This window comes from Bradyrhizobium sp. HKCCYLRH3073 (assembly GCF_051167995.1).
Taxonomy (GTDB): Bacteria; Pseudomonadota; Alphaproteobacteria; order Rhizobiales; family Xanthobacteraceae; genus Bradyrhizobium.
In genome coordinates, this window is sequence record NZ_JBNPUD010000017.1 from 57,977 (window position 1) to 83,460 (window position 25,484).

General features: G+C 66.1%; 23 protein-coding genes. 12 read left to right on the top strand and 11 right to left on the bottom strand.

Annotated elements, in window-relative coordinates; translation table 11 throughout:
• The first annotated feature begins 74 nt into the window (after nucleotides 1–74).
• Nucleotides 75–488: a hypothetical protein gene (locus tag ACQR1X_RS28800; RefSeq protein ID WP_316237550.1), complete on the top strand. Its 414-nt coding sequence runs from the start codon at nucleotides 75–77 to the stop codon at nucleotides 486–488.
• A gap of 274 nt (nucleotides 489–762) precedes the next feature.
• The gene (locus ACQR1X_RS28805; RefSeq protein WP_316217440.1) at nucleotides 763–1,008 is read left to right on the top strand and encodes a hypothetical protein; all 246 of its coding nucleotides are present in this window, start codon (nucleotides 763–765) and stop codon (nucleotides 1,006–1,008) included.
• A gap of 138 nt (nucleotides 1,009–1,146) precedes the next feature.
• Here the strand turns inward: ACQR1X_RS28805 and ACQR1X_RS28810 are convergent, their stop codons facing one another.
• The gene (locus ACQR1X_RS28810) at nucleotides 1,147–2,484 is read right to left on the bottom strand and encodes an MFS transporter (RefSeq protein ID WP_315803397.1); all 1,338 of its coding nucleotides are present in this window, start codon (nucleotides 2,482–2,484) and stop codon (nucleotides 1,147–1,149) included.
• Between the two features lie 437 nt (nucleotides 2,485–2,921).
• On the opposite strand from ACQR1X_RS28810, the gene ACQR1X_RS28815 reads away from it, so the two are divergent.
• A complete protein-coding gene (locus ACQR1X_RS28815; protein ID WP_315803398.1) occupies nucleotides 2,922–3,947 on the top strand; it encodes a histone deacetylase family protein in 1,026 nt (341 codons plus the stop codon).
• 223 nt (nucleotides 3,948–4,170) lie between these two features.
• The gene (locus ACQR1X_RS28820; protein ID WP_434900106.1) at nucleotides 4,171–5,598 is read left to right on the top strand and encodes a lysophospholipase; all 1,428 of its coding nucleotides are present in this window, start codon (nucleotides 4,171–4,173) and stop codon (nucleotides 5,596–5,598) included.
• 13 nt (nucleotides 5,599–5,611) lie between these two features.
• Here the strand turns inward: ACQR1X_RS28820 and ppsA are convergent, their stop codons facing one another.
• The gene (gene ppsA / locus ACQR1X_RS28825) at nucleotides 5,612–8,065 is read right to left on the bottom strand and encodes a phosphoenolpyruvate synthase (RefSeq protein ID WP_316217437.1); all 2,454 of its coding nucleotides are present in this window, start codon (nucleotides 8,063–8,065) and stop codon (nucleotides 5,612–5,614) included.
• Nucleotides 8,066–8,239: 174 nt separating this feature from the next.
• Between ppsA and ACQR1X_RS28830 the strand changes: the two genes are divergently transcribed.
• Nucleotides 8,240–9,367, top strand: coding sequence for an SbmA/BacA-like family transporter (locus ACQR1X_RS28830; RefSeq protein ID WP_315803401.1), 1,128 nt, complete (start codon nucleotides 8,240–8,242; stop codon nucleotides 9,365–9,367).
• Here the strand turns inward: ACQR1X_RS28830 and ACQR1X_RS28835 are convergent.
• The 3 genes from ACQR1X_RS28835 to ACQR1X_RS28845 are packed head-to-tail and all read right to left on the bottom strand — an operon-like array spanning nucleotide 9,327 to nucleotide 12,607.
• The gene (locus ACQR1X_RS28835; RefSeq protein ID WP_434900107.1) at nucleotides 9,327–10,265 is read right to left on the bottom strand and encodes a 1-phosphofructokinase family hexose kinase; all 939 of its coding nucleotides are present in this window, start codon (nucleotides 10,263–10,265) and stop codon (nucleotides 9,327–9,329) included. The genes ACQR1X_RS28830 and ACQR1X_RS28835 overlap by 41 nt on opposite strands.
• A gap of 6 nt (nucleotides 10,266–10,271) precedes the next feature.
• Nucleotides 10,272–11,252, bottom strand: coding sequence for a glucokinase (gene glk, locus ACQR1X_RS28840; RefSeq protein ID WP_434900108.1), 981 nt, complete (start codon nucleotides 11,250–11,252; stop codon nucleotides 10,272–10,274).
• Between the two features lie 2 nt (nucleotides 11,253–11,254).
• Entirely contained in the window at nucleotides 11,255–12,607 is a 1,353-nt protein-coding gene (locus ACQR1X_RS28845) for a GH1 family beta-glucosidase (RefSeq protein ID WP_316217434.1), read from the bottom strand.
• 212 nt (nucleotides 12,608–12,819) lie between these two features.
• Between ACQR1X_RS28845 and ACQR1X_RS28850 the strand changes: the two genes are divergently transcribed.
• Genes ACQR1X_RS28850 through ACQR1X_RS28870 form a run of 5 tightly spaced genes read left to right on the top strand, consistent with a single transcriptional unit; the run spans nucleotide 12,820 to nucleotide 18,223 of the window.
• The gene (locus ACQR1X_RS28850; RefSeq protein WP_316217433.1) at nucleotides 12,820–13,770 is read left to right on the top strand and encodes an ABC transporter permease; all 951 of its coding nucleotides are present in this window, start codon (nucleotides 12,820–12,822) and stop codon (nucleotides 13,768–13,770) included.
• An 8-nt stretch (nucleotides 13,771–13,778) separates the two neighbouring features.
• The gene (locus tag ACQR1X_RS28855) at nucleotides 13,779–14,645 is read left to right on the top strand and encodes an ABC transporter permease (protein WP_316182444.1); all 867 of its coding nucleotides are present in this window, start codon (nucleotides 13,779–13,781) and stop codon (nucleotides 14,643–14,645) included.
• Nucleotides 14,642–15,652 carry an ABC transporter ATP-binding protein gene (locus ACQR1X_RS28860; protein WP_434900109.1) on the top strand — a complete coding sequence of 337 codons (1,011 nt, stop codon included), beginning with the start codon at nucleotides 14,642–14,644 and terminating at the stop codon, nucleotides 15,650–15,652. The genes ACQR1X_RS28855 and ACQR1X_RS28860 overlap by 4 nt, the downstream gene beginning before the upstream one ends.
• A gap of 14 nt (nucleotides 15,653–15,666) precedes the next feature.
• Nucleotides 15,667–16,701 carry an ABC transporter ATP-binding protein gene (locus ACQR1X_RS28865; RefSeq protein ID WP_434885088.1) on the top strand — a complete coding sequence of 345 codons (1,035 nt, stop codon included), beginning with the start codon at nucleotides 15,667–15,669 and terminating at the stop codon, nucleotides 16,699–16,701.
• Nucleotides 16,702–16,735: 34 nt separating this feature from the next.
• A complete protein-coding gene (locus tag ACQR1X_RS28870; protein ID WP_434894694.1) occupies nucleotides 16,736–18,223 on the top strand; it encodes an ABC transporter substrate-binding protein in 1,488 nt (495 codons plus the stop codon).
• Nucleotides 18,224–18,511: 288 nt separating this feature from the next.
• Here the strand turns inward: ACQR1X_RS28870 and ACQR1X_RS28875 are convergent, their stop codons facing one another.
• Nucleotides 18,512–18,673: a hypothetical protein gene (locus ACQR1X_RS28875; RefSeq protein WP_315714266.1), complete on the bottom strand. Its 162-nt coding sequence runs from the start codon at nucleotides 18,671–18,673 to the stop codon at nucleotides 18,512–18,514.
• Nucleotides 18,674–18,898: 225 nt separating this feature from the next.
• On the opposite strand from ACQR1X_RS28875, the gene ACQR1X_RS28880 reads away from it, so the two are divergent.
• On the top strand, nucleotides 18,899–19,792 hold the full coding sequence (locus ACQR1X_RS28880) for an NAD(P)/FAD-dependent oxidoreductase (RefSeq protein WP_434894695.1): 894 nt from the start codon (nucleotides 18,899–18,901) through the stop codon (nucleotides 19,790–19,792).
• 109 nt (nucleotides 19,793–19,901) lie between these two features.
• Nucleotides 19,902–20,069, top strand: coding sequence for a hypothetical protein (locus ACQR1X_RS28885; protein ID WP_315803409.1), 168 nt, complete (start codon nucleotides 19,902–19,904; stop codon nucleotides 20,067–20,069).
• A gap of 6 nt (nucleotides 20,070–20,075) precedes the next feature.
• On the opposite strand, the gene ACQR1X_RS28890 is transcribed toward ACQR1X_RS28885, so the two are convergent.
• Genes ACQR1X_RS28890 through ACQR1X_RS28910 form a run of 5 tightly spaced genes read right to left on the bottom strand, consistent with a single transcriptional unit; the run spans nucleotide 20,076 to nucleotide 25,464 of the window.
• Nucleotides 20,076–20,933, bottom strand: a complete 858-nt coding sequence (locus tag ACQR1X_RS28890; RefSeq protein ID WP_315803410.1) for an ABC transporter permease — start codon at nucleotides 20,931–20,933, stop codon at nucleotides 20,076–20,078.
• Nucleotides 20,930–21,859, bottom strand: coding sequence for an ABC transporter permease (locus ACQR1X_RS28895; protein ID WP_316217428.1), 930 nt, complete (start codon nucleotides 21,857–21,859; stop codon nucleotides 20,930–20,932). Before ACQR1X_RS28895 ends, ACQR1X_RS28890 begins: the two co-directional genes overlap by 4 nt.
• Complete coding sequence (locus ACQR1X_RS28900) at nucleotides 21,859–22,851, bottom strand: ABC transporter ATP-binding protein (RefSeq protein ID WP_434900110.1); 993 nt, start codon at nucleotides 22,849–22,851, stop codon at nucleotides 21,859–21,861. Before ACQR1X_RS28900 ends, ACQR1X_RS28895 begins: the two co-directional genes overlap by 1 nt.
• The gene (locus tag ACQR1X_RS28905; RefSeq protein WP_434900111.1) at nucleotides 22,848–23,822 is read right to left on the bottom strand and encodes an ABC transporter ATP-binding protein; all 975 of its coding nucleotides are present in this window, start codon (nucleotides 23,820–23,822) and stop codon (nucleotides 22,848–22,850) included. Before ACQR1X_RS28905 ends, ACQR1X_RS28900 begins: the two co-directional genes overlap by 4 nt.
• A gap of 4 nt (nucleotides 23,823–23,826) precedes the next feature.
• On the bottom strand, nucleotides 23,827–25,464 hold the full coding sequence (locus ACQR1X_RS28910; protein WP_315803414.1) for an ABC transporter substrate-binding protein: 1,638 nt from the start codon (nucleotides 25,462–25,464) through the stop codon (nucleotides 23,827–23,829).
• Nucleotides 25,465–25,484 lie beyond the last annotated feature (20 nt).

Here is a 25,484-nt window from a genome sequence, read left to right on the forward strand (position 1 = left end):
AAGAGGCCGTTCCGATGGGCCAAATGGGGAGCGTCAGCGCGCATGCTGCGCCGCTAGAAACCGCGAGAAGTCCCATGAACGCCATCGAAATCACGCTGCAAGCCCTCGACGCCGCCGAGCGCGCGATTCCCCCCGGCCAGCCGGTCTACATGCTCAATCTGCTGCGCTACCGCGCGTATGCGCGTTACGAGGACGGCTTCGACGCCGCGCCCTGTTCGGGCCGCGAAGCCTTCAACGAACGCTATAGACCGGCCTTCCGGCGTCTCGCAGCCGGTAAGCCGCTGGTGCGGATGTTTTCCGTGCCGGTCCTGGCGAGCCTCGTCGGCCCGCAAGGCGAACGCTGGGACGAAGCGGCGATCAATGAATACGGCGATTTCGCCGCCTTCCGCTCGATCGTCGACACCGAGACCTACCAGCGCGAAGTCGCCCCGCATCGGCACGCGGCGCTCGAGGATTTCCGGTTGTTCGCGCTCGCCAAGGCGATGTGAACGCATCGGGGCGCCGGCCTTCATTTGGCATCTCAGGACGTGGTTGGATCGCGCGCAAATGCGGTATTGGCGGACTATCCAACCGCCGCGAGGCCAGTTGGGCCGTTCGCAGGCAAAGAAGCAGAGCTTCCAAAATAGTGGGTCTCGCGATGTAGCGGACCCCCGCTACCCGCTTTCCTCGCATTTCCCTTGCTGGCGTGATATGCCTCTGCGTCGATCAGCAGGTTGAGATGGTGAGACTGAGTCCGTTTCCACCAGGTCCGGATTGCTCCAGTTGGCTCTGAAAATCTTACTTGCCGGCTTTGCCGTGTTTCCCTTGGTGCTGCTCTGGTTCGGAGGTCCAATTGTCTGGACCGCCCTGCGAACCGGGCGGCTGCTCGCTCGTGGAGCCGTCTACGATCGCGAGGTGCAGCCTAAGATGTACTTTTTTGGGTTGGTATTCTGGTTTTGCATATTTTTCGTTATGGCAGGGATTAGCTCATCCGTGCTCGTGCATGTCGACGACTGGATTCTCAATTAGACGCTATCCTGCGATTCTTCGTTCCTTCCGCCGCGCTGCCGCGCATCGCCCCGGAATGACGGCGAGGCACCGAAAAAAAACGGCGGCCCGGGGGGGGCCGCCGTTGGAGTCGAGACCACGCGAAGCTAAGCGTGGTGCTCAGGAGGCTCGGAGCTGGACGCGCTGGATCTTGCCGACGATCAGCAAGTAGGCGCACGCCGCGACCAGGGCGTTGAGGCCGACGAACACTAGTGCGCCGTTGAAGGAGCCGGTGGCCGACAGGATGTAGCCGATCACGATCGGAGTGGTGATGCTGGAGAGGTTGCCGAAGGTGTTGAACAGGCCGCCGGAGACGCCGCCGGCTTCCTTCGGCGAGGTGTCGGAGACCACAGCCCAGCCGAGCGCGCCGATGCCCTTGCCGAAGAACGCCAGCGCCATCAGGCCGACCACCAGCGCCTGGCCGTCGACATAGTTGCAGCCGATGATTGCCATCGACAGCAGCATGCCGCCGACGATCGGGATCTTGCGGGCGAGCGTCAGCGATCCCGTCTTGCGCAGGATGGCGTCGGAGATGAAACCGCCGAGCACGCCGCCGATGAAGCCGCACAGCGCCGGCAGGGTGGCGACGAAGCCGGCCTGCAGGATCGACAGGCCGCGCTCCTTGACCAGATAGACCGGGAACCAGGTCAGGAAGAAATAGGTCAGCGTGTTGATGCAGTACTGGCCGATATAGACGCCGAGCATCATGCGGTTCGACAGCAACTGTCCGATATGCGACCAGGTCGGACCACCGGAGGTAGCCTTGGCGTCCTTCGCGCCCTCCATGTCGACCAGCGCGCCGCCGTCCTTGATGTAGTCGAGCTCGGCTTGGTTGACGCTCGCGTGCTCCTTCGGTCCGTACATGGTCCTGATCCACATCAGGCCCATGAGGATGCCGAGCGCACCCATCACTGTGAAGACGTGGCGCCAACCGAACGCATGCGCGATCCAGCCCATCAGCGGCGCGAAGATCACGGTCGCGAAATACTGGCCCGAGTTGAAGAAGGCCGACGCCGTGCCGCGCTCGTTGCTCGGAAACCAGGCGGCGACGATGCGGGCATTGGCCGGGAAGCTCGGCGCTTCGGCGAGACCGACCAGGAAGCGCAACGCGAACAGCGCGGTGACCGCGGCGGCGCCGGAAAAGAAGCCGATCCAACCCTGCATCATGGTGAAGATCGACCAGATCACGATGCTGCAGGCATAGACCCAGCGCGAACCGAAGCGGTCGAGCAGCCAGCCGCCCGGCACCTGCGCGAGCACATAGGACCAGCCGAAGGCGGAGAACACATAGCCCATCGCGACGGGATCGAGATGCAGCTCCTTGGACAGCGAAGGTCCTGCGATCGACAAGGTCGCCCGGTCGGCGTAGTTCACGGTCGTGACCAGGAACAGCATGGTCACGATAAACAGCCGCACGCGTGATCGGCGCAATTCGGCCGTGGTTACGATAGCGCTCATGCGCTCCACCTCTCTTGTACGTTCCTCGATGACTGTCCTAGAGGAGAGGGAGGGCCGGGGTCCAAACCGAAGCCTGTATCAATCGATGCAAATTTTGGATCGATCCCCGGGGTCTCCATGCCGGTTGAAGCCTGGGGCTCGTCACCAGCCGCGGCTTGCGATGCATGAGCTGGTCAGGCTTGCGCGCCGAGGTTTTGCAGATTTCGTGGCGCAGTCGACCGCCGTCGCGGCGGATCTCTCCCCACATCCACCGCGCCTCACGCGCCGGATCGCCTGGATCCCGACGCACTCGCTGCCGAGAAGATACGATGCACAGCGTACCGTTCCGCCGGTTGGAAGCTGCCGGCACGGACCGATCGACGTGCGAACCATCCGTGCTTGTATCCGTCGTGACTGCGTGCACAATCGTCGGTGCGAGCGAACAGGAGCCATTGCGCGTGAAGGCCGTCTACACCGAGCTGCATCGCAGCCATGATCCGCAATTCTATCTGGTGCGTGGCGTCGTCAAGCGCACCACCGAGCAGCCCGAGCGGGCGGATCGTTTGCTTGCGGGATTGAAGGCCGGCCATCACGAGTTGGTCGCGCCGCTTCATTTCGGCCAGGAAGCTCGCGCGCGCGTGCACAGTCCGGAATACCTCAATTTCCTGGAAGAGGCGTGGGACGCCTGGGCCGCGCTCGGCGATGCCGGTGCGGAAATGATCCCGAACATTCATCCCGTTCGCAATGCCGCCACCTATCCGACGCACATCGTCGGGCGGCTGGGCTGGCACACGACCGATACCTCAGCGCCGATCGGGCCGGGGACGTGGGAAGGCGCCTGCGCCGCGACCGACGTGGCTGCGACCGCAGCGCAACTGCTGCTCGACGGCGAGGATGCGATGTACGCACTGTGCCGGCCGCCGGGCCACCATGCGTATCGGGACATGGCCTCGGGCTTCTGCTTCATGAACAACTCCGCCATCGCGGCCGCGCATCTGCGTCAGCGCCACGAGCGCGTCGCCATCCTCGACGTCGACGTCCATCACGGCAACGGCACGCAGGGCATCTTCTACGAGCGGCCCGACGTGCTGACCATCTCGATCCACGCCGACCCCACGCATTACTATCCGTTCGTCTGGGGCTATGCGCATGAGCGCGGTGCAGGCGCCGGGCTTGGCGCCAACCTCAACATTCCGCTGCCGCTCAAGAGCGGCGACGACACCTATCTCAAGGCGTTCGAGACCGCGGCCAAGACGATCCATGCGTTCGCGCCCGGTGCGCTCGTGGTGGCGCTCGGCCTCGATGCCTCTGAGCACGATCCGCTCAAGGGGCTCTCCGTGACCACGCCAGGTTTCCGTCGCATCGGCGGCGCGATCGCGCGGCTCGGCCTTCCCACGGTGTTCGTGCAGGAGGGCGGCTATCTCTCGGACATTCTCGGGCAGAACCTGACCGCGGTGCTCGGAGGCTTCGAAGCGGCGCGGTAGGCCTTCATCTCGTCCTCGCGATCTCTTCCTGGTGTGCCTGCAGAACGCCATCGCAAATCATTCGCATGGCGGCGCTTGACGTGCGGAGGCGAGCCGCGACGCGACCACGCGAGGCTCGACAGAGCAGGTGACTGGCGAAACATCCGGCTCCAATTGCTGCACCATTTAGCAAGTGCTAGGCTTTGCGAACTACCCTCGGCTGTAGTCGGCTCGGAGGGACGTGATGAAGCGGCGAATGATCGGCCTGGATACCCTGGTCGGGGGACCCGAAGAGGCATTGGCCCAGCCGACGGCCAAGCTGACCCCGTCGGAGCTCAGCTCCGCAGCCTCGGCCGGCCGGCCATCCCGCCGAAGGCTGCTGGCCTCAGCCGGCCTCGGCGCTGCGGCATTTTCTTTTTCCTCCGGCCCGTCTTTCGCGCAGCCACGTGACGGCGCAAGCCTCGGCCGGCCGGTGCGCGTCAGCAAGGATCGGCTCGATGCGCTCGCAGCGAAGCTTCACGCCGTCTTCAATGAGCAGAATATCTTGCCGCCATTCTCGGCCGACAAGCACGGGGCGCGGGTCGACGTCGAACTGCGCCGGCTGACGACCTACACGCGCATCCCCGGCACCGGTGAGCGCGTCAAGGTCAGCGGCCTGCTCGCGCTTCCCGCCGATCACAAGGGCGCACTGCCGGTCGTGTCGTGGCAGCACGGCACCATCCTGTCGTTCGACCAGGTCCCGTCCAATCTCGTCAAGCTGGCCGATCCGAACTACGAGCCGCGCGACAATGTCGATTCGATCGAGACGCTGTTCAACGTCCAGCGCCTGGTCGGCAACGGCTTTGCGTTGATCGCGGCCGACTATCTCGGCAAGGGACCGTATCGCCAGGGGCGCGGCGAGGCCTATGCGGTGAAGGACGCGACCGTGCAGTGCTGCCTGGACGTGTTGAACGCGGGTCTGCTCGCGCTCGATCACCTCGGCCTGCGAAAGACCGGGCTGTTCCTGAACGGCTGGTCGCAGGGTGCCTTGAACACGCAATGGCTGCGCCAGGAGCTGCAGCGGCGGCGCGTCGCGGTGGCGGCGAGCGCCACGCAAAGTCCGTTCAACAATCTTGCGGATTCGATGCGCTATTGGGTGTCCGCCCAACCGGGCAGCGCGTCGACCGACAGCACCTATCCGAAGCAGCCGATCTGGATCACGCCGTGCGTCATCGTCCTCCTGGGCAGCTATCGCCAGTATTACCGGCTCGGCGACCTGTTCAAGACTGCGATCAAGCCGCACCACGTCGCGCTGGCCGAGAAATACTGGGCCGGCTATAGCATGGACGAGACGTTCGGCAAGTCGGTGCCGCAGCCCTCGGATCTGCTGGTCGACGGCTTCTTCGAGCGCTTCACCCACGAGACCAACAGCCGCTTCCTCCGCCGCCTGGCCGGCAACAGCTCGACCTATTGGGACTATGACGCCCCGATGCGGTTCTACTACGGCCTTCTCGACGAGGCGCTGCCGCCGAGCCTCGTCAAGATGCCGCTGGCGGCCGACGGGCGCTTTGCGCAAGGCATCGCGGTCGCCGGCGCCAGCCATCGCGGCACGTTCCTGGCAAGCCTCTATGGCGGCGGCGACGTCATCGGCGGCGCTTCGACCGTGCTGGACTTCTTCAAGACCAGTTCCTGAATTTCGGCGATGATCAACTTGCCAGCGCCTGCGGCCTGTGGGTCGCGAGCTCCCGCTCGGCGGTGCGGACGATCTCCATGGTGCGCACGACGCTCGCCGGATTGACGCTGATCGAATCGATGCCGAGTTCGGCCAGATAGCGCGCGACTTCCGGATAGTTGGCCGGCGCCTCGCCGCAGATGCCGACATGGCGATGGTTGCGGTGCGCGCCCTCGACCGCCATCCGCAGCATCGCCAGCAGGCCGGGATCACGCTCGTCGAAATCGAAGGCGACGATGTCGGAGTCGCGGTCGACGCCGAGCGTGAGCTGGGTGAGATCGTTGGAGCCGATCGAGAAGCCGTCGAAATGTTTGGCGAACTCGTCGATCAGGATGACGTTGTTCGGGATCTCGCACATCATGTAGATCTCGAGCCCGTTTTCGCCTCTCACGAGGCCATGCCCGGCCATCGCCGCAATCACCTTGCGTGCCTCCTCCACGCGGCGGCAGAACGGGATCATGATCTTCAGATTGGAGAGCCCCATCGTGTCGCGCACGCGCTGCAACGCCGCGCATTCCAGCGCGAAACCGGCGGCGTAGGCGGGATGCGCATAGCGCGAGGCGCCGCGGAAGCCGAGCATCGGGTTCTCTTCCTTCGGCTCGAAATCGGAGCCGCCGATCAGGCTGGCATATTCGTTGGTCTTGAAGTCCGAGAGGCGCACGATCACCGGCCGCGGGTAGAATGCCGCGGCGATGGTGCCGACGCCTTCCGACAGCCGCTCGACGAAGAAGTCGGCGGGCTTCTTGTAGCGCGCGGTCAGGCGCTTGATCGTCGCGCGATCTTTTGCCGTGGTTACCTTTGCGGGCGTCGCCAGCGCCATCGGGTGGATGCCGATCGCCTGGTTGATGATGAACTCCATGCGCGCAAGGCCCACGCCATCGTTCGGCAGCAGCGCGGTCTTGAAGGCCAGTTCGGGGTTGCCGAGATTGACCATGATCCCGGTGCGCGGCTTCTCCAGTCTGTCGATCGCCAGGCGCTCGACATCGAACGGCAGTGCGCCGTCGTAGACATGGCCGGCATCGCCCTCCGCGCAGCAGACGGTGACCGTCGTTCCGGTCTTCGCGCGCTTGCTGAAATCCTCCGTGCCAACCACGGCCGGCACGCCGAGCTCCCGAGCGACGATCGCGGCATGGCAGGTGCGGCCGCCATGATCCGTGACGATCGCCGCCGCGGTCTTCATCACCGGCTCCCAGTCCGGACTGGTCGACGCGGCGACCAGCACCTCGCCGGGGCGGAACGCGTTCAGATCCTTGGGATTGCGGATCAAGCGGATCTTGCCGGTGGCGATCTTTTCGCCCACGGCGCGGCCGGTTGCCAGCGTCCTGCCGGTCTTCTTCAGAACGTAGGTCTCGATCGCCTCGGGCCGCCGCTGCGAGGCCACCGTCTCCGGCCGCGCCTGGATGATGTAGAGCGCACCGTCGCGGCCGTCCTTGGCCCATTCGATGTCCATCGGTGTCGGCCTGCCGGCCTTCTGCGAGTAGTGCGCCTCCACGACGATGGTGGCCTGCGCCAGCTCCAGCACGTCGGCGTCGCTGATGCAGAATTTCGCCCTGTCGGCCGGCGGCGTCGTCTCGGTGCGCGTCGTGGGGCCGCGGCTTCGTGCGCCGGCCTTTACGCCGGCTTTGGCATAGACCATCCGCTTGTCCTTGGCGCCGAGCCGGCGCGACAGCACGCTGCGGAAGCCGGCCGCGAAGGTCGGCTTGTGGACGTAGAACTCGTCCGGATCGACCGTGCCCTGCACGATGGTCTCGCCGAGGCCATAGACCCCGGTGATGAAGGCGACGTCGCGAAAGCCGCTCTCGGTGTCCAACGAGAACATCACGCCGCTCGCGGCGCGGTCCGAGCGTACCATCTTCATCACCGCCACCGAAAGCGCGACCTTGTCGTGGTCGAAACCGTTGTCGATGCGGTAGGAGATCGCGCGGTCCGTATAGAGCGAGGCGAAGCAGCGGCGGCACGCCTCGAACAGGTCCTTGGCGCCGCGAATGTTGAGAAAGCTCTCGTGCTGGCCTGCGAAGCTCGCATTCGGCAGGTCCTCGGCGGTGGCCGAGCTGCGCACGGCAACCGCGACGCCGCGGCCATACTCCTGCTCCAGCTGCTTGTAGGCCTCTGCGACCTCGTAGCGCAGGTCGTCACGGTCGGTCGCCGCGAAAACGATCGCGCGCGCCTTCGCCGCGCGTTTGGCGAGATCGGCGATGCGGCGCTTGTCGAGGCCTGCGAGCAGCTTGCGCAGCTCGTCGTCAGCGCCGGTCGCGCGCAAGGCATCGCGATAGGCGGCGGCCGTCAGTGCGAAGCCGTTGGGTACGCGCACGCCCTGCGACGCCAGCGCCGAATACAGCTCGCCGAGCGAGGCCGTCTTGCCGCCGACCCCGGGCACGTCCTCGATACGAAGGTCCTTGAACCAGCGGATGTAGCCGGGTGCCGTCATCAGTGATCTCCCGCATCGCAGCGCGAGCTTCAGTTTGTCGCGACGGGCGGCGGCTGCCTTGCGCAAGATCAAGCAGGGCGCTCCGCGAGCCCCTTAAATCGCGAGATGACAACGGTTCCACCATAGGCAAGGATGTTTGGTAAGACTCATCAATCGCACCCATCCGGATCACCAATGATCTCCGACGACGAGAACGAGGACGGCAATCGCGAATGGTCGCGGTTCTGGCTCACGGCGCGGCAATTCTGGCTCGGATCGACGGCATGGCGGGTCTGGCTGCTCTGCGTCGCCCTGATCGTCCTCGTGGTGCTTCAGCTCTACGTGCAGTTTCGGTTCAATTACTGGAACAGGGATTTCTTCGACGCATTGGAAGGCCGCGATCCGACGCGGCTGCGGCAGCAGGCCACTCTGCTCATTCCGCTCTGCCTGGCGAGCGTCGTGCTGGCGATCGTCTCGGTGTGGGGCCGCATGGTGATGCAACGCAACTGGCGGCAATGGTTGAGCACCAAGGTGATCAACTATTGGGTCGAGAACGATCGCTATGCGCGGCTCGCGACGGTGCAGGGCGATCTGAAGATTCCGGAGTATCGTATTGCCGAGGACATCCGCATCGCCACCGATGCACCGATCGACTTCGTGGTCAGTGTGATCTCCTCGCTGCTGACGGCGGTCGTGTTCGTCCAGGTGCTGTGGCAGGTTGGCGGATCCATCGGTTTTGCCGTAGCCGGGCACCAGTTGTGGATTCCAGGCTATCTGGTGGTCAGCGTCGTCATCTATTCCGGGCTGGTGACCGGGGCGATGCTGTGGGTCGGTTCGCCGCTCACGCGCGTCATCCAGACCAAGAACCAGGCCGAATCGGAGCTGATTACCGCAGCACATCACTTGCGCGACATCGGCGAAGGCATCGCGCCCAAGCAGGAAGAGCGCAGCGTCATTGCTGGGCTGTGGATGGCGCTCGACCGCACGATCCGGCAATGGAAGCGGCTGTGCTGGCAGCTGATGCGCAATACCCTGGTGTCTCATCTGAATTCGCTGCTCGCGCCGATCATCGGTCTCGTGCTGTGCGCGCCGAAGTTCCTCGATGATCAGATGACGCTGGGCGAACTCACCCAGGCTGCCGCCGCGTTCACGCTGGTGCAGGGGTCGTTCAATTGGATGGTGGACAATTTCAACCGCCTCGCCGAGTGGATGTCGTCGCTGGAGCGCGTCGGCGGGTTGCTGCTCTCGCTGGATCGGCTCAACGGTGATACGGCAAGCGATGTCACGCCGTCTCGAGCCGCACATCAGCCAGCAGACGGCTGACGTCGGCGGGATCGGACAGCGCGGTGCCGGTGCGCAGCAGCGCCGCGGCACCTGCGGCGACTGCAAAGCGAAACGCTTCGTCCAGCAGCTCGCCCGCGGCGAGCTTCGCGACCAGCGCGCCGAGAAAACTGTCGCCGGCGCCGACTGCGTTGACCGGCACCATCGTCAGCGGCTGAGCGCGCAGCACGCGGTGGCGGGTGACCAGCAGGGCGCCGAGATGACCCATGGTCAGCGCGACGGCGCCGGCCTTGCCGCTCGCGACCAGCGCGTGGGCGGCTTTCTCCCAGGCCGTTGCATCGGGCAGCGCGCCGCCGACCAGCTCTTGCATCTCGTGCAGCGACGGCTTGATCAGGTCGACCCCGCCGGCAACCGCCGCAGCCAAAGCTGGTCCCGAGGTGTCGAGCACGAATTGCGCGCCGTTTGATCGTGCAAGCGTCGCAACGCGCGCGTAGAAGTCGGCCGGCACGCCACGCGGCAGGCTGCCGCTGCCGACGACGAACCGGGGGAACGGATCCTGGGCCGCGAGCAGGGTAAGGCCGGCCTGCCACTCGGCCTCGGTCAGCGTCGGACCCGGCAGGATGAAGCGATAGGGCTGGCCGCTGACGCGCTCCTGGACGAAGAAATCCTCGCGCGTGTCCTCGGCCGTTGCCCAGGTGTGGCTGGCGACGCCTTCCTTCTCGACGAGTTGCTTCAGCAGCAGGCCGGTCGGGCCGCCGACCGGATAGAGCGCAGTGACGTCGCCGCCGAGTCGGGCGATGACGCGGGCGACGTTGATGCCGCCGCCTCCGGGATCTCGCTGTTGCGTCGTGCCGCGCAGCTTGGCCACCGGCACGATTTTCTCGACGGTCGTCGAGACGTCGACGGCCGGGTTCGGCGTGATCGTGACGATGTCGCTCATTCGATCTCAGTGCGTCGGGGAGCCGCCGCTCGCGGTGATGCCGGCCTCGAAGAACGATTTGAGGCCGAGAAAGCTGATGTCGGGCTTGGTGACGAGATGAACCGGGATCGGACGCAGATAGCTGTCATAGCGCCCCTTGCTCTCGAACTGCCGGCGGAAATCGGATCTGGCAAAGTAGTCCGGAAACCGCGGCGGAATGCCGCCGGCGATGTAGACGCCGCCGCGGGCGCAGAAGGTGAGTGCGAGGTTGCCGGCGACAGCGCCGAGCCAGGCGCAGAACATGTCGAGCGTCGCGCGGCTGGTGGCGCAGCTGCCGTCGAGCGCGGCGTGGGTAATCGCTGCGGCATCGCGCTGCGGCACGTCGACACCATCCACTGCCGCGACGGCTCGATAGACATTCTCGAGGCCCATGCCGGACAATGCGCGCTCGATCGAGACATGGCCGAAGCGCTCGCGCATCTTCGCCAGCACGGTGGCCTCGCGCGCCGTCGTCGCCGGCAGCGTGGCATGACCGGCCTCGGTTACGGCAACCGTGGGGTGGCCGTCGCCCGGCAGATAGCAGGCGGCGCCGAAGCCAGTGCCCGGGCCGATCACCAGCATCGGTGCGCCGTCGACCGCGGCGCTTCCGCCAAGCGAAAACAGGTCGTCGGGATGTAGCGCTGGCAGCGACCAGCCGACCGCCTCGAAATCGTTCAGGAGCTTGGCCGAGCGCAGCTTGAACCGCTCCGCCAGCTCGGCGCCGTCGATCACCCAGGTCGAGTTGGTCAGCATGCCGCGATTGCGTTCGATCGGGCCGGCGACGTCGAGCACGGCCGCGTTGGGCGCTCCGCCGGTTGCTTGGCGCGAGAGGAAGTCGGTGATCGCGTCAGCGATGGTCGGAAAATCCGCGACCTTGAGATGAGCAACCTCGCCGATGGTGCCGCCGTCAAGCAGCGCGAAGCGCGCATTGGTGCCGCCGATGTCGCCCAGAAGAACGCGTTCGCTCATCCTCACTCTTCCGCCCGGTTGTGCCGCCCGGCGGGATCGTCGGATGCCCGGTGAGCCGCAATCATGTTCGAATACCACCGCGCCGACGCCTTGGGAATGCGGCGCTGGGTGGCGCGATCGACATAGACAATGCCGAAGCGCTGCGAATAGCCTGCCCCCCATTCAAAATTATCCAGGAGCGACCAGACGAAATAGCCGCGCACGTCGGCGCCCGCCGCGATCGCCTGTTCCATCGCGGTCGTATACGCCTTGAGATAGCCGATCCTGCCGTCGTCCTGGATGCTGCCGGATGCATCGACGATGTCATTGGCCGCCGTTCCGTTCTCCAGGACGTAGATCGGAAGCCGGAACCGGCTGTGGATGTCCAGGAGCGTATCGCGGAACGCCTCGGGCACGACAGGCCAGCCGATTGCGCTGCGCGGCACTTCCGCGGGAGGCGGTCCGAAGCTGGCGCCCATCAGGTTGCTGCCCGCCTTGACGTAGTGCGGCGAATAGTGATTGAGGCCGAACCAGTCGACGGGGCGAGCGATCTGCGCCATGTCGCCGGCTGCGATATAGGGTGCGACGGCCTCCTGGAGCTCCGGCGGGTAGCAGGCAAAGGCCTGCGGAAACGGGAAGGCATCGTTCCAATAGGCGGCGAGCCGCAAGGCGGCCGCGGCGTCCTCCGCACTGTCGCTCGCAGGGTAGCAGGGCTGCCGATTGTGGATGGCGCCGATCGAGGCGCCGGCCACGTCCCTGCGCAGCACGTCGACGGCGCGGCCATGGCCGAGATTGACGTGATGAATGGCCTTGTGCAGGGCCGCGCCGTCGGCGATCCCCGGCGCGTGCCAGCCGAGGCCGTAGCCGAACAGGGTGAACACGCACGGCTCGTTGAAGGTCGCGAAGCGCTTGACCCGGTCGCCATAGCGCCGCGCGACCAGCGCGGCATAGTCGGCGAACCAGCCGGCGATGTCGCGGTTCTGCCAGCCGCCGAGCGCCTCCAGCGCCTGCGGCAGGTCCCAGTGGTAGAGACAGAGCCACGGCTCTATCTCAGCGGCAAGCAGGGCGTCGATGAGGCGGTCGTAGAAGGCGAGACCGGCTTCGTTGGCCGCGCCGCGGCCCTGCGGTAGCAGCCGCGGCCAGGCGACCGAGAACCGATAGGCATTGAGGCCGAGATCGCGCATCAGCGCTACGTCCGCAGCGTAGCGATGATAGTGATCGCAGGCGGTCTCGGCGGTGTCGTTGTGGCTCACCCGGCCGGGGGCGCGCAGATAGACATCCCAGATGCTGTCGGCGCGGCCGTCGAGGTGCGCTGCGCCCTCGATCTGGAAGGCCGAGGTCGAGGCGCCCCAGAGAAAGCTCGGACGGATGGTCATGATCGAGATGGGCCCTTGCGTTGTTGCGATCAGCCGCATGATGGCGGTCGCCGGCGCTCCGCCGTTGACCGGGATCAAGCGGGAGATACCCCGGCCGGTGCGGTGTGCGAAGGTGCCTGCGTCGGGCAATGGCAATCATGCAGGCAACGGGCTTGCATCAGAGCCGAAAGCTGTGGAACGTGCGGCCGCCGAAAACTGGAGTCCCGGCGCGAATGAGCGTTTTTCTGCTGCGGCGCTTCCTGACCCTGCTGGCGACCCTCGTCGGCGCGTCGCTGATCATATTCCTGGTGCTCGACGCGCTCCCGGGTAACGCCGCCCAGATGCTGATGGGCGCGGATGCCTCGCCCGATGCGGTGAGGGCGCTGACCGTCAAGCTCGGGCTGGATCAGCCGCTGGCCTGGCGCTACCTGCACTGGATCGGCGGCCTGCTGACCGGCGATCTCGGCAACAGCTACGCCTATGGAACGCCGGTGGCCGAACTGATCCGCGAGCGGCTGGCGATGACCATTCCGCTCGCGATCCTGGCCATGGGACTCACGACCGCGCTGGCGCTCGCGGCCGGCATCTACACCGCCGCCAATCACAACCGGCTCGGCGACGTCGGCGTGATGTCGCTGACCCAGATCGGCATCGCCTTGCCGAACTTCTGGTTCGCGATCCTCCTCATCCTGTTGTTTGCAGTGAAGCTGCAATGGCTGTCGGCCGGCGGCTTCCCCGGCTGGGAGGACGGCATCTGGCCGGGCCTGCGCGCGCTGCTGTTGCCGGCTGTGGCGCTGGCCGTGGTGCAGGCCGCGATCCTGGCGCGGGTGACGCGCTCGGCCGTGCTCGACGTGCTGCGCGAGGATTTCGTGCGCACCGCGCGCGCCAAGGGCCTGACCAAGCGCGAGGTGCTGTGGCAGCACGTGCTGCGCAACGCGATGATCCCGGTGCTCACCGTGATGGGGCTGCAATTCGCCAATCTGCTCGCCGGCACCATCGTGATCGAGAACGTGTTCTATCTGCCCGGCCTGGGGCGCCTCATCTTCCAGTCGATCGCCAACCGCGACCTGATCGTCGTGCGCAACTGCGTGATGCTGCTGGCGGCGATGGTCATCATCGTCAACTTCGTGGTCGATGTGCTGTATGCGGTGATCGATCCACGCATCAAGGTGCACGAGTTGTGAGTTCTGCCGTGGTCGTTCAAACGGGCGCTGCGCCTGCGTCCAATGCGTTCTGGCGCCGCGCGCTGCGCCATCGCAGCTTCACGGTCGGCGCGCTGCTCTGTCTGCTGGTGCTTGGCGCCGCACTGCTGTCGCTGGTATGGACGCCATGGTCGGCCTATGAGATCGACGTCGCATCCAAATTGCGGCCGCCATCAGCAGCGCATTGGCTGGGCACCGACGTGCTCGGCCGCGACATCGTCTCGCTATTGCTGGTGGGTGCCCGCGCGACCATTCTGGTCGGCGTCATCGCCGTCGGCATCGGTCTCACCTGCGGCGTCTGCCTCGGCCTGGTCGCAGCCGCCCGGCGCGGCTGGACCGAGGAGCTGATCATGCGCTTCAGCGACTTCACCTTCGCCTTTCCCGCGGTGCTGTCGGCGATCATGCTGGCGGCGGTGATCGGGCCGGGCATGGCGACGTCGATCGCCGCGATCGGCATCTTCCAGATCCCGGTGTTCGTGCGGGTCACCCGCGGCCAGGCCGGCGCGATCTGGGCGCGCGAGTTCATCCTGGCGGCGCGTGCCGCCGGCAAGGGCCGCTTCCGCATCACCATCGAGCACGTGCTGCCGAACATCCTGTCGATCCTGATCGTGCAGGCGACGATCCAGTTCGCGCTGGCGATCCTGGCTGAGGCGGCGCTCTCCTATCTCGGCTTGGGTACCCAGCCGCCGCAGCCGTCCTGGGGACGGATGCTGAACGATGCGCAGACATTGCTGTTCCAGTCGCCGAGCCTCGCCGTGTATCCCGGCGCCGCCATCGCGCTCGCGGTGCTCGGCCTCAACCTGCTCGGCGACGGCCTGCGCGATCTGCTCGACCCGCGGCTGGCGAGGCAGCGATGATTGCAAGCGATCAGCCTCTGCTCGATGTCTCGGGTCTCGGCATCCGGCTCAATACCAGCCGCGGCTCGGCGCAAGCTGTGCGCGAGGTCTCCTTCGCGCTCCGGCGCGGCGAGACGCTCGGCATCGTCGGCGAGTCCGGCTGCGGCAAGTCGATCACCGCGCTCGCTCTGCTTGGGCTTCTGCCCGATAGCGCCGTCGTTAGCGGCAGCATCAAGCTTGATGGCCGCGAGCTGGTCGGTCTTGGTGAGGCCGATTACTGTAAGCTGCGTGGCAACCGCATCAGCATGATCTTTCAGGAGCCGATGACCGCGCTCAACCCGATGCACACGATCGGCCACCAGGTGGCCGAGCCGCTGCTGCGGCATACCGGCTGCACGGCGACCGAGGCGAAGCGCCAGGCAATCGCGCTGCTCGACCGCGTCGGTCTGCCGGACCCCGCCCGACGCTACGACGCCTATCCGCACCAGTTCTCCGGCGGCCAGCGCCAGCGCATCACGATCGCGATGGCGCTTGCCTGCAAGCCCGACGTGCTGATTGCCGACGAGCCGACCACCGCGCTCGACGTCACCATCCAGCGCCAGATCCTCGATCTCATCGCCGATCTGGTCGCCGAGCGCGGCATGGCAATGATCCTGATCTCGCATGATCTCGGCGTGATCGCCGAGAACGTGCAGCGCATGATCGTGATGTATGGCGGCACGGTGGTCGAGAGCGGCACCACCGACGCGGTGTTCTCGCGCATGGGTCATCCCTACACGCAGGGCCTGTTCAGGGCGCGGCCGCGGCTCGGGGCCCGCAAGGGCACGCGCCTCTCGACCATTGCCGGCACGGTGCCGGAGCTGGCCGATCTGCCGGCCGGTTGTCCGTTCGCAGATCGCTGTGGGCTGGTGATCGACGCCTGCCGCACCGCGCTGCCGTCTCTGGGCGAGATCGGCGCCGGGCACGGCGTCCGCTGCATCCGCGCCGATGCCGCGCTCGCGCGTGACCCGGTGGGAGTGGTCGCTTGAGCACCGCCGCGCAGATGTCGGCCGAGACGCCGCTGCTCGAGGTCACGGATCTCGTGCAGCGCTATGCGCTGCCGCGCGAGAGTCTGCTGCGGCCGCCCGGCGAGGTGCTCGCGTTGAACGGCGTGTCGCTGTCTTTGATGGCGGGCAAGAGTCTCGGCATCGTCGGTGAGTCCGGCTCCGGCAAATCGACCTTGGCGCGGCTGATCATGGCGCTGGAGAAGCCGTCATCGGGATCGGTGCTGATGGCTGGACGCGATCTCCACCGCCTTTCGGCGGATGAGTTGCGGCGCGCCCGCCGCGAATTCCAGATGGTGTTCCAAGACCCGTACGGATCGCTCGATCCGCGCCAGACCATTGCGCGCATCGTCGCCGAGCCGCTGACCGCTCTGGAGTCTCCTGATCGCGAAGTCCTGCGCACGCGCGTGGCCACGGTGCTGCGGCAGGTCGGATTGCGCGATGCCGACATGGACAAATATCCGCACGAGTTTTCCGGCGGCCAGCGCCAGCGCATCGCGATCGCGCGGGCGTTGATCACCCAGCCCAGGCTGATCGTCGCCGACGAGCCAGTCAGCGCGCTGGACGTGTCGGTGCAGGCGCAGGTGCTCAACCTGATGCAGGACCTGCAGGAGCAGTACGGCCTCAGCTACGTGCTGATCAGCCATGACCTCGCGGTCGTCGACTATCTCTGCGACGAGGTCGCGGTGATGTATCTCGGCCGCATCGTCGAGCGCGGGCGGCCGGAGGACCTGTTCGGCCAATGCGCGCATCCTTATACGCGCGCGTTGCTCGACGCCGTGCCTCGCGCGCAGGCTGGCGCTGTCAGGCGCCGGCGTACGGACGTTGCGATCGCCTCGCAGTCATCGGGAGCCGCCGGGTGTGCCTATGCGCCGCGCTGTCCGCTCGCCGATGCGCAGTGCCGCACGACGGCCCCCGCATTGCGAACGCTCACGGGAGCGCATTCGGCCGCCTGCCATAAAGCGGAAAGCGTGATGACGCTGCCGGCGCTCGTCGCAACGGAACAGCAGCCACTTGTCTCGAAGCCGCTTTGACGCGTAATTTGGTTTCCTCAGGGAGAAACAAACAATGTTGAAAAGACTATCGATCATCGTCTTGGCCGCGCTCGTTGCGGCCGCAGCGCCGGCTCTCGCGCAGAACAAGAAGGACAGCGTCGTCGTCGGCATGACCTTGGAGCCGCCGGGGCTCGATCCGACCAGCGCGGCCGCGGCGGCCATCGCCGAGGTGACGCTCTACAACGTCTATGAGACGCTGACCAAGATCAACGAGGACGGCTCGGTTTCGCCGCTGCTGGCCTCGAGCTGGCAGGCCTCGTCCGATCTGAAGAGCTACACCTTCAAGCTCGCCAAGGGTGTGAAATTCCAGAACGGCGAGGCGTTCGACTCCGCCGCGGTGAAGTTCTCGTTCGAGCGCGCCGGCGCCGCCAACAGCACCAACAAGGACAAGGCGCTGTTCCAGGCGATGGAGTCCGTGACGGCTCCCGACGCCGAGACCATCGTCGTCAAGCTGAAATATTCTGAGCCCAACCTGCCGTTCCTGCTCGGACAGGCCACCGCATCGATCATCGAGCCGAAGAGCGCACCGACCAACGCGACGCAGCCGGTCGGCACCGGGCCTTACACGCTGGGCGCCTGGGCCAAGGGCTCATCGCTGACCTTGAACAAATGGCCCGAGTATCGCAACGCCGCTGCCGTGAAGCTGTCCAAGGTGACGATACGCTTCATCTCCGATCCGGCGGCGCAGGTCGCGGCGCTGCTGTCCGGCGACGTGGACGCCTTCCCGCGCGGCACAACGGCGCGCACCTTGCCCCAGTTCAAGTCCGACCCGCGCTTCACCGTGCTGATCGGAGGCTCCAAGGCGAAGACCATCGTCACCATCAACAACAAGAAGAAGCCGCTCGACGACGTTCGCGTCCGCCGCGCGATCCTCGCCGCGATCGATCGCAAGGCGATGATCGAAGGCGCGGTCGACGGCTTGGGGACGCCGATCGGCAGCTTCTACGTGCCGGGCTCGCTCGGCTATGTCGACACCACCGACATCAATCCCTACGACCCGGAGAAGGCGAAGAAACTGCTCGCCGAAGCCGGCGTGACCACGCCGCTGCAACTGTCGTTGCGGCTGCCGCCGCCGGCCTATGCGCGGCAGGGCGGCGAGGTGCTTGCGGCTCAGTTGGCCAAGGTCGGCATCGTCGCCAAGATCGAGAACCTCGAATGGGCAGCGTGGCTGTCACAAGTGTTCAACGGGCCGCATGATTTCGACCTGACCATCGTCTCGCATGTCGAGCCGTTCGATCTCGTGAAGTTCACCGAGAAGAACTACTATTTCGGCTATCAGTCGGAGGCCTTCGACAAGCTCTATCAGAAGATCGTCGATACGCCTGATGAGACCGGGCGTGCCAAGCTGCTCGGCGACGCCCAGCGCATGCTGGCGACCGATGCCGCTGCGGGCTTCCTGTTCCAGCCGCAGTGGATCACGATCATCAACAAGAAGCTCAAGGGGGTCTGGAAGGACGTGCCGCAGTTCGAGAATGATTTCTCGAGCTGGTCGTGGGAATGATTGTCGCCGCTCTTCGTATAACACCGCAGTGAAGCTGCACGATACAGCGCCCTCTCCCCTTGTGGGAGAGGGCATCGCCGGCCTATCCGCGTGCGCGGTGGGGTGAGGGGTATTGCTAGCGGTATTGCTCCGAGTACGGCTCTCGCGGCGGGAGACCCCTCACCCAACCGCGTTTGCCGCTCTGTCCTACTTGTCTCTCCCACAAGGGGAGAGGGCGTATAAGCAGCGGCCGTGCTTTCGCAAATGATTGTCTGGTGGCTTCGATGAGCCACACGATCCTTGTCCAAATCAGTTCGGCCAATCGATCGGCGTGAAGCGCAACTGCCGCCGCCGCATCTCGGCCTGGAGCTCCTGCGCATACTGCTTGGCCCGATCACCGATCAGGCGGTAGGGGCCCCCGATCCGGCTGTCGGCGGCCACCTGCTTTCGGACACTTTCGTAGTACGCCATCAAGCTTTCATCGGTCGAATTTACAAATCGCATCCACGCGCCCTCGCAACAAATCCCCCTCGCTGCCAAGTTTGCACGGCTTTTCCGCCGCGGCAGCGACATAAGTTAACACTCGATGGCCGTGAATGGTTCCATTCTTGTTCCGGCGTCTCCGCCAGTTGACAAGAGGATCAGGAACCGTTCCGCCTCCCGACATTTGGTTCCGTTAGTTGAACGAGAGCGACAATGCACACCGAAGTACTTATCATCGGCGGCGGTCCCGCAGGCCTGATGGCCGCGATCTACCTCGCACGGTTCCGGCGCCGGGTCGTGATCGTCGACAGCGGCGCGTCGCGGGCGGCGCTGATTCCCCGGAGCCATAACCTGCCGGGTTTTCCGAACGGCATGCCTGGAAGCGAGCTGCTCGCACGGATGCAGCGGCAGGTCGAAGAACTTCACGTTCCGATCATCCGGAGCACGGTGAGCGCTCTCGACACGCGCGATGCAGATCTCGTTGCGACTCATGAGCGCGGAACGGTCACCGCACAGCGCGTCATCCTCGCAACGGGGATTGTCGACAAGCAGCCGCCGTTGGCCGATTGGCGAGCGGCGGTCGGTGACGGCGAGCTGCGCTATTGTCCCGTCTGCGACGGCTTCGAAGCCATCGGCCACAAGATCGCTATCGTGGGCGAGCTCGCCGATGCCGCCGGCAAGGCGCTGTTCATGCGCGTCTATAGTTCGGACGTCACCTTGATCCCGATCGATGATGCGCAGGATGCGGCGAAGCGGCAGGAGCTTGCCGCCGCCGGCGTTCGGGTGACGCCGCAGCTGCATGCGTTGCAGCGCCGGGACGGTGCGCTCGAAGCGTCGTTCGTCGATGGCAGCCGCGCGCGGTTCGAGATCGTGTATCCCGCGATGGGGGCCGATGTCCGCTCCGACCTCGCCATCCGGCTCGGCGCGCGGCATACGACTGAGGGCTTTCTCGAGGTCGATGTCAAGCAGCGCTGCGGCGTCGCAGGACTCTATGGCATCGGCGACGTCGTCACCGACCTGCATCAGATCGCGGTGGCGTTCGGCCATGCCGCGGTCGCCGCCTGTCACGCGCATCATTCATTGCCGATGCGCCATGCGGAACCATAGCGGCAAGGCGGCGTGGAATTGATCACAACCTGAAATCGCGATATCCCATGTGAGTGCCGTTTGCGTTGATGTGTCGGGCCATGATCTTATGGACAGAAGATCGGCATGCATGACTGCGGCATTGAGTTGTCGCGAGGAGGCCGAACGCGATCCGGCCCGCCGCGATCAGTGGTTGCAGCAGGCGTCGAAATGGATGGCGCTGGCGGGCGAGCAGGCGGGGCATGCCATGATCGTCTGCGAGCATGGTGCCGCGGCTCGTCACGACGCTAGCCGTTGACCATAGCTATTGCAGCGTCGGGTCGAGCCGGTCGCGCAGCCAGTCGCCGATGACGGACACGGCGAGCGTCGTCACAACGATCGTGACCGCTGGCGCCAGCATGATCCACGGCGCGCGCGTCAGATACTCGCGACCATAGCCGACCATGTTGCCGAGGCTCGTCATCGGCGGCTGCACGCCGAGCCCGAGAAAGGACAGGCCGGACTCCAGCAGGATGACTTCCGGAAACACCAGCGTCATCGACACGATCAGAGTCGAGGCGATGTTCGGCAGGATGTGCCTGAGATAGACCCGCTGCGGCGTCGCGCCGAGCTGGCGCACGGCGGCGGCGTAGCCTTGCGCATTGGCGGAGATGGCGAGCCCGCGCGCGATGCGTGCGTAGCGTTCCCAGCCGAACAGGCCCATCAATCCAATCAGCAGCGGCAGCGAATTGCCGAAGAAGGCGAGCACGGCGAGCGCCAGGATCAGGAACGGCATGCTGGCCTGGAAGTCCGCCAGCATCAGGACCGCCTGCTCGACGAGGCCGCGGAAATGCGCGGCGAGAAAGCCGAGCGTGGTGCCGGCGATGGCGGAGATCGCCGTCGCGCCGAACGCAATCAGCAGCGAGATCCGGATCGAGACGATCAGCCGTGACAGCACGTCACGGCCGAGCTCGTCGGTGCCCAGCCAATGCGCCGGGTTGCCGGGCAAGGACAGGCGATTGCGCAGATCGAACTTGGTGAAGCCGTATGGCGCGAGCTGATCGGCGAAGATCGCCAGCAACAGCATCGCGACGATCCAGCCGACGGCGATGGTCACGGAGACGGGAATATTCGGCCAGCGCGGCCGCCGCGCGGCGGGCGATTTCAATGCAAGGTCGGTCATGCCTCTGCTCCCTTGCTGCGCAGCCGCGGATCGAGCAGGCCGTAAAGGAAATCGACGATCAGGTTCGACGTGACCATCGTCATCGCCACCAGCAGCAGGATGCATTGCACGACCGCGAGGTCGCGGTTGGCGACGGCGACGACCAGCAGACGGCCGACGCCGGGCCAGGAGAACACGCTCTCGACCACGACAGCGCCGGCGATCAGGCTGCCGACCATGAAGCCGAGAATGGTGACGGTGGGGATCGCCGCGTTGGGCAGCGCGTGATTCGTGATCACCCGGCGCCACGGCACGCCCTTGGCCGACGCCGTTCTGATATAGGGCTGACCGAGGATTTCCAGCATGGCGCTACGCGTGAACCGCGCCAGCACCGCGGCGCCGCCGAAGCCGAGCGTCACGATCGGCAGGATGGCATGACGCCACGAGTCCTGTCCGCCCGAGGGCAGCCAGCCGAGCTGCACCGCGAAGATCAGCACGAGGATCAGCGCCAGCACGAAGCTCGGCACCGTGAAGCCCGCGACCGCCGTGATCATCACGGCGCGGTCGATCGCCGATCCCCGATGCAGCGCGGCGTAGACGCCAGCGGGAATGCCAAGCAGCACTTTCAACAGGAACGCCGGGGCGGTCAGCGCCAGGGTCGCGGGGATGCGCTCGATGACGAGCTGGATCGCGGGCCGGCCATCACGCATCGAGCGGCCGAGCTCACCCTGGCCGATCGCCCTGAAGTAGTCGAGATATTGCATCCAGATCGGATGATCGAGGCCCCAGGCCTTGCGGAACGCTTCGATGACCTCGGGCGGCGCTTCGGGCCCCATGATCATCAGCGCGGGATCGCCCGACAGCCGGAGCACGATGAAGGCAAAGGTAACGACGAGCGCGATCGTCAGCAGCGCACGCGCCAGGCGGATGGCGAAATAGCGCAGCATCACGCGGCGTCCTGGGTCTGCGATTGCTGCCCCGAGACGAGATGACAGGCCACCTGGCGCTGCTGATCCAGCGCGGTGAGCACGGGCTCCTCGTGGGCGCAGCGGGCGGTCGCGTGGCTGCAGCGCGGATGGAAGGCGCAGCCGGCGGGACGCGCCGCCGGATTGGGCGGGTCGCCCGTCAGCACGATGCGGTTGGTGCTGCGGCGTCCCGGAGCAGGGGAGGCTGATACCAGCGCCTGCGTGTAGGGGTGCTGAGGCCGCGCGAACAGATCGTCGGCGTCGCCATACTCGACGATGCGGCCGAGATACATCACCGCCACCTTGCTGCTGATCTGCCTGATGACGCGCAGGTCATGGCTGATGAACAGCATCGTCAATCCGAGCTGGGCCTGCAGGTCGACCAGCAGGTTCACGACCTGCGCCTGGATCGAAACGTCGAGCGCGCTGACCGGCTCGTCGCAGACGAGGAAGTCTGGCTTGGTCGCCAGCGCGCGGGCGAGCACGATGCGCTGACGCTGACCGCCGGACAGGGCGCCGGGATAGCGGGCGCCGTGGCTGTCGTTGAGATCGACCGCCTGGAGCAACTCATGCACGCGCGCGTCGCGCTCGGCTCTGGTGCCGATGTCGTGGATGTCGAGCGGCTCGCGGATCTGCAAGGCCACGGGAAGTCGTCGATCGAGCGCGCCGAGCGGATCCTGGAAGATCATCTGCATGCGCGCGCGCTGGGCGCGCCACGCCGCCGAGCCGGGTGCAGCGACCGGCGCGCCGTCGAAGCGCACGCTGCCGTGGTCAGGCGCCTCGAGACCGAGCACCATGCGGCCGGTGGTGGACTTGCCGGAGCCGGACTCGCCGACGATGCCGAGTGTCTCTCCCTTTTGGATCGAGAAGCTCAGGCCATCGACGGCGTGGACGGATGCGGGACGCCCGAACAGGCCGGACCGCATCCGATAGGTGCGCGAGATCCCGGAGACCTCGACCAGCGGCGCTGTCATTCGGCGGCGAGCTCCACCGGCAGGCGCTGCGGCCGCAGGCAGGCCACCGCGCGGTCTGGCTCCACCGGCGCCAGCGGCGGCACGCCGGCGTGGCAGCCGTCGCCGGCAAACGTGCAGCGCGGCGCGAAGGCGCAGCCGCTCGGCAGCGCGCGCGGATCAGGCACCGTGCCGGGGATCGCCTGTAGCCGCCGCCTGATGCCATCGAGCGGCGGCAGCGCGCCGATCAGGCCCTGCGCATAGGGATGCCAGGGATCGTCGAACAGCCGCGTGGCGGGGGCGCGCTCGACGATGCGGCCGGCATACATCACGCAGACGCGGTCGCAATTCTCGGCGACGACGCCGAGGTCGTGGCTGATCAGGACCATCGCCATGTTGAACTCGCGCCGGATGGCCGACAGCAGATCGAGGATCTGCGCCTGGATGGTGGCGTCGAGCGCAGTGGTCGGCTCGTCGGCGATCAGGAGGTCGGGCTGGCCGGCGAGCGCCATCGCGATCATGATGCGCTGGACCTGGCCGCCGGAGAATTCGTGCGGATAGGCCGACAGCCGCCTGACAGCATCGGGGATGCCGACGAGATCGAGCAGCCTCAGCGCCTCGATGCGCGCGGCCTCGCCGCGCAGGCTGCGATGCAGCGCCAGGCTTTCACACAGCTGGCGCCGGATCGTGAGCACCGGATTGAGCGCGCTGGCGGGATCCTGGAAGATCATCGCGATGCGGCGGCCGCGCACCTGGTCGAGCACCTTGCCGTCGGCGCCGAGCAGCTCGCGGCCTTCGAGCCTGGCCGAGCCTGATACTTGCGCTTTGCCGGGCAGGAGACCCAGCGCCGCGAGCCAAGTCACCGACTTGCCGGATCCGGACTCGCCGACGAGGCCGATGGCCTCGCCCTTGCCGATGTCGAGATCGATGCCGTGCAGCACAGGCGTGCCGTCGAAGGCGACCTTCAGGCCGGAGATGCTGACCAGCGGCGCCACGGCGTCACGCTCCGTAGTTGCCGGTGCGGAAGTCCATCGCGAAGGCCGGCGAGGCCTTCCATTTGATCGACTTCGGCTTGGCGGTGAAGGTCGCGTTCTGGTGCAGCACCGTATAGGCGGGGTCCTCGCGCTCGGCGATCTCCAGCATGCGGCGGAACGCCTTCTTGCGCGCCTCGCGATCGGTCGAGGTTTCCAGGAACTCCGACAGCCGGTTGAGCTCGTCGTTGCTCCATTCGCCGACCTGCTGCTGCTGGCCGTTGGGGCCGTGCTGGGCGACCAGCGACGACACCGGATCGTTGAAGGCGGCCGAGTTCGACCAGTCGCGCACCGCGCGGGTCGGGCCGCGCTCCAGGATCTGCGACCAGTTCTCCTTGGTCTCGATCTGAACGTTGAGGCCGACCGCCTGCCACATCTCGACCAGCACCTGCGCGGTCGCGACCTGGTTGGTGTAGTAGTTGTTGAGCAGGCGATAGGGGATCGGGTCACCCTTGTAGCCGGCCTGCTTGAGCAGGTCCTGCGCCAGCTTCGGATCGAACGCCGGCACGCTCCAGTCGGCGATGAACATGTCGCCGTAGAACTCCCATTGCAGGCCCTTCGGCACCTGCGTGCGGCCGGCCCACAGGCTGTCGACGATGGCCTGACGATCGATCGCATGGGTGAAGGCGCGGCGCACCAGGGGATTGGCGAGCTGCGGATGGTTCTTGTCGAACACGGTGAGACGGTGATTGAGGATGGTGCCGCCCTGGACCTCGAACGCCGCGTTCTTCTCGATGCCGGCGATCTGGTCCGGCGGGATGTCGCAGGCGAACTGGTATTCGCCGGACAGCAGGCCGTTGATGCGGCTCGCGACCTCCGGCACTTCCAGGAACCGGATGCGCTTCAGCGGCGGTCGGCCGCCCCAATATTCGTCATGAGCCTCGAGCGTCAGCGACACGTCGGGCTTGAACTCGACGATCTTGTAGGGACCGGTCGTGATCGGCTTGCGCGCCCAGTCGAGATAGCTCGCAGCCTCCTCCCAGCCGCGCCGGCTCATGATGTCGGAGCCGTAGCGCATCAGGCGGCCCTCGATGGTCACATCGGGCGTCGCGTTGACGAAGCGCACGGTGTATTTGTCGACGGCGTCGACGCGGACGAGGTCCGGCCACATCCGGCGCGCCACGCCGATCACGTCCGGCGGCAGCTCCTTGCCGGGGCGCGGCGTCGGGATCTTCTCGAACGCCTTGATGGTGGTGCGGCTCTTGGCTTCGCTGTCGCCGAACATGCGCTCGCGGCTGAACGAGAACACGACGTCCTCGGACGTCATCTCGTCGCCATTGTGGAACTTGACGCCCTGGCGCAGCTTCAGCTCGACGGTCTGGTCGTCGATGCGCTTCCACTCGGTGGCAAGGCCGGGGACGGCTTCGAGATTGCCGCGGAAGTTCTTCGAGATCAGGCTTTCCCACAGCGACGAGTAGAACACGCGCTCGCCGACATTGGACTGCTCGCGCAGCACGTCGAGCACGTTCGAGTTGGTCACCTTCTGCACGGCGATGGTGACCGAGGGACGGTTGTCGGCTTGCGCGATCGACACGCGCGGCAGGATGAAGCTGCCGCCGATCGCGGCGCCGGCGCCGAGCAGGCCGCGGCGGGTGAGCTTGGTCATGGCAATCTCTCTGTGGTCTG

Coding starts and splice junctions, on each gene's coding strand:
- ACQR1X_RS28865 (WP_434885088.1), top strand. CDS start 15,667: ATGTCGGCCGAGACGCCGCTGCTCGAGGTCACGGATCTCGTGCAGCGC.
- ACQR1X_RS28830 (WP_315803401.1), top strand. CDS start 8,240: ATGATCTCCGACGACGAGAACGAGGACGGCAATCGCGAATGGTCGCGG.
- ACQR1X_RS28860 (WP_434900109.1), top strand. CDS start 14,642: ATGATTGCAAGCGATCAGCCTCTGCTCGATGTCTCGGGTCTCGGCATC.
- ACQR1X_RS28835 (WP_434900107.1), bottom strand. CDS start 10,265: ATGAGCGACATCGTCACGATCACGCCGAACCCGGCCGTCGACGTCTCG.
- ACQR1X_RS28880 (WP_434894695.1), top strand. CDS start 18,899: ATGCACACCGAAGTACTTATCATCGGCGGCGGTCCCGCAGGCCTGATG.
- ppsA (WP_316217437.1), bottom strand. CDS start 8,065: ATGACGGCACCCGGCTACATCCGCTGGTTCAAGGACCTTCGTATCGAG.
- ACQR1X_RS28875 (WP_315714266.1), bottom strand. CDS start 18,673: ATGGCGTACTACGAAAGTGTCCGAAAGCAGGTGGCCGCCGACAGCCGG.
- ACQR1X_RS28885 (WP_315803409.1), top strand. CDS start 19,902: ATGACTGCGGCATTGAGTTGTCGCGAGGAGGCCGAACGCGATCCGGCC.
- ACQR1X_RS28820 (WP_434900106.1), top strand. CDS start 4,171: ATGAAGCGGCGAATGATCGGCCTGGATACCCTGGTCGGGGGACCCGAA.
- ACQR1X_RS28910 (WP_315803414.1), bottom strand. CDS start 25,464: ATGACCAAGCTCACCCGCCGCGGCCTGCTCGGCGCCGGCGCCGCGATC.
- ACQR1X_RS28890 (WP_315803410.1), bottom strand. CDS start 20,933: ATGACCGACCTTGCATTGAAATCGCCCGCCGCGCGGCGGCCGCGCTGG.
- ACQR1X_RS28845 (WP_316217434.1), bottom strand. CDS start 12,607: ATGACCATCCGTCCGAGCTTTCTCTGGGGCGCCTCGACCTCGGCCTTC.
- ACQR1X_RS28810 (WP_315803397.1), bottom strand. CDS start 2,484: ATGAGCGCTATCGTAACCACGGCCGAATTGCGCCGATCACGCGTGCGG.
- ACQR1X_RS28850 (WP_316217433.1), top strand. CDS start 12,820: ATGAGCGTTTTTCTGCTGCGGCGCTTCCTGACCCTGCTGGCGACCCTC.
- ACQR1X_RS28800 (WP_316237550.1), top strand. CDS start 75: ATGAACGCCATCGAAATCACGCTGCAAGCCCTCGACGCCGCCGAGCGC.
- ACQR1X_RS28900 (WP_434900110.1), bottom strand. CDS start 22,851: ATGACAGCGCCGCTGGTCGAGGTCTCCGGGATCTCGCGCACCTATCGG.
- glk (WP_434900108.1), bottom strand. CDS start 11,252: ATGAGCGAACGCGTTCTTCTGGGCGACATCGGCGGCACCAATGCGCGC.
- ACQR1X_RS28895 (WP_316217428.1), bottom strand. CDS start 21,859: ATGCTGCGCTATTTCGCCATCCGCCTGGCGCGTGCGCTGCTGACGATC.
- ACQR1X_RS28870 (WP_434894694.1), top strand. CDS start 16,736: ATGTTGAAAAGACTATCGATCATCGTCTTGGCCGCGCTCGTTGCGGCC.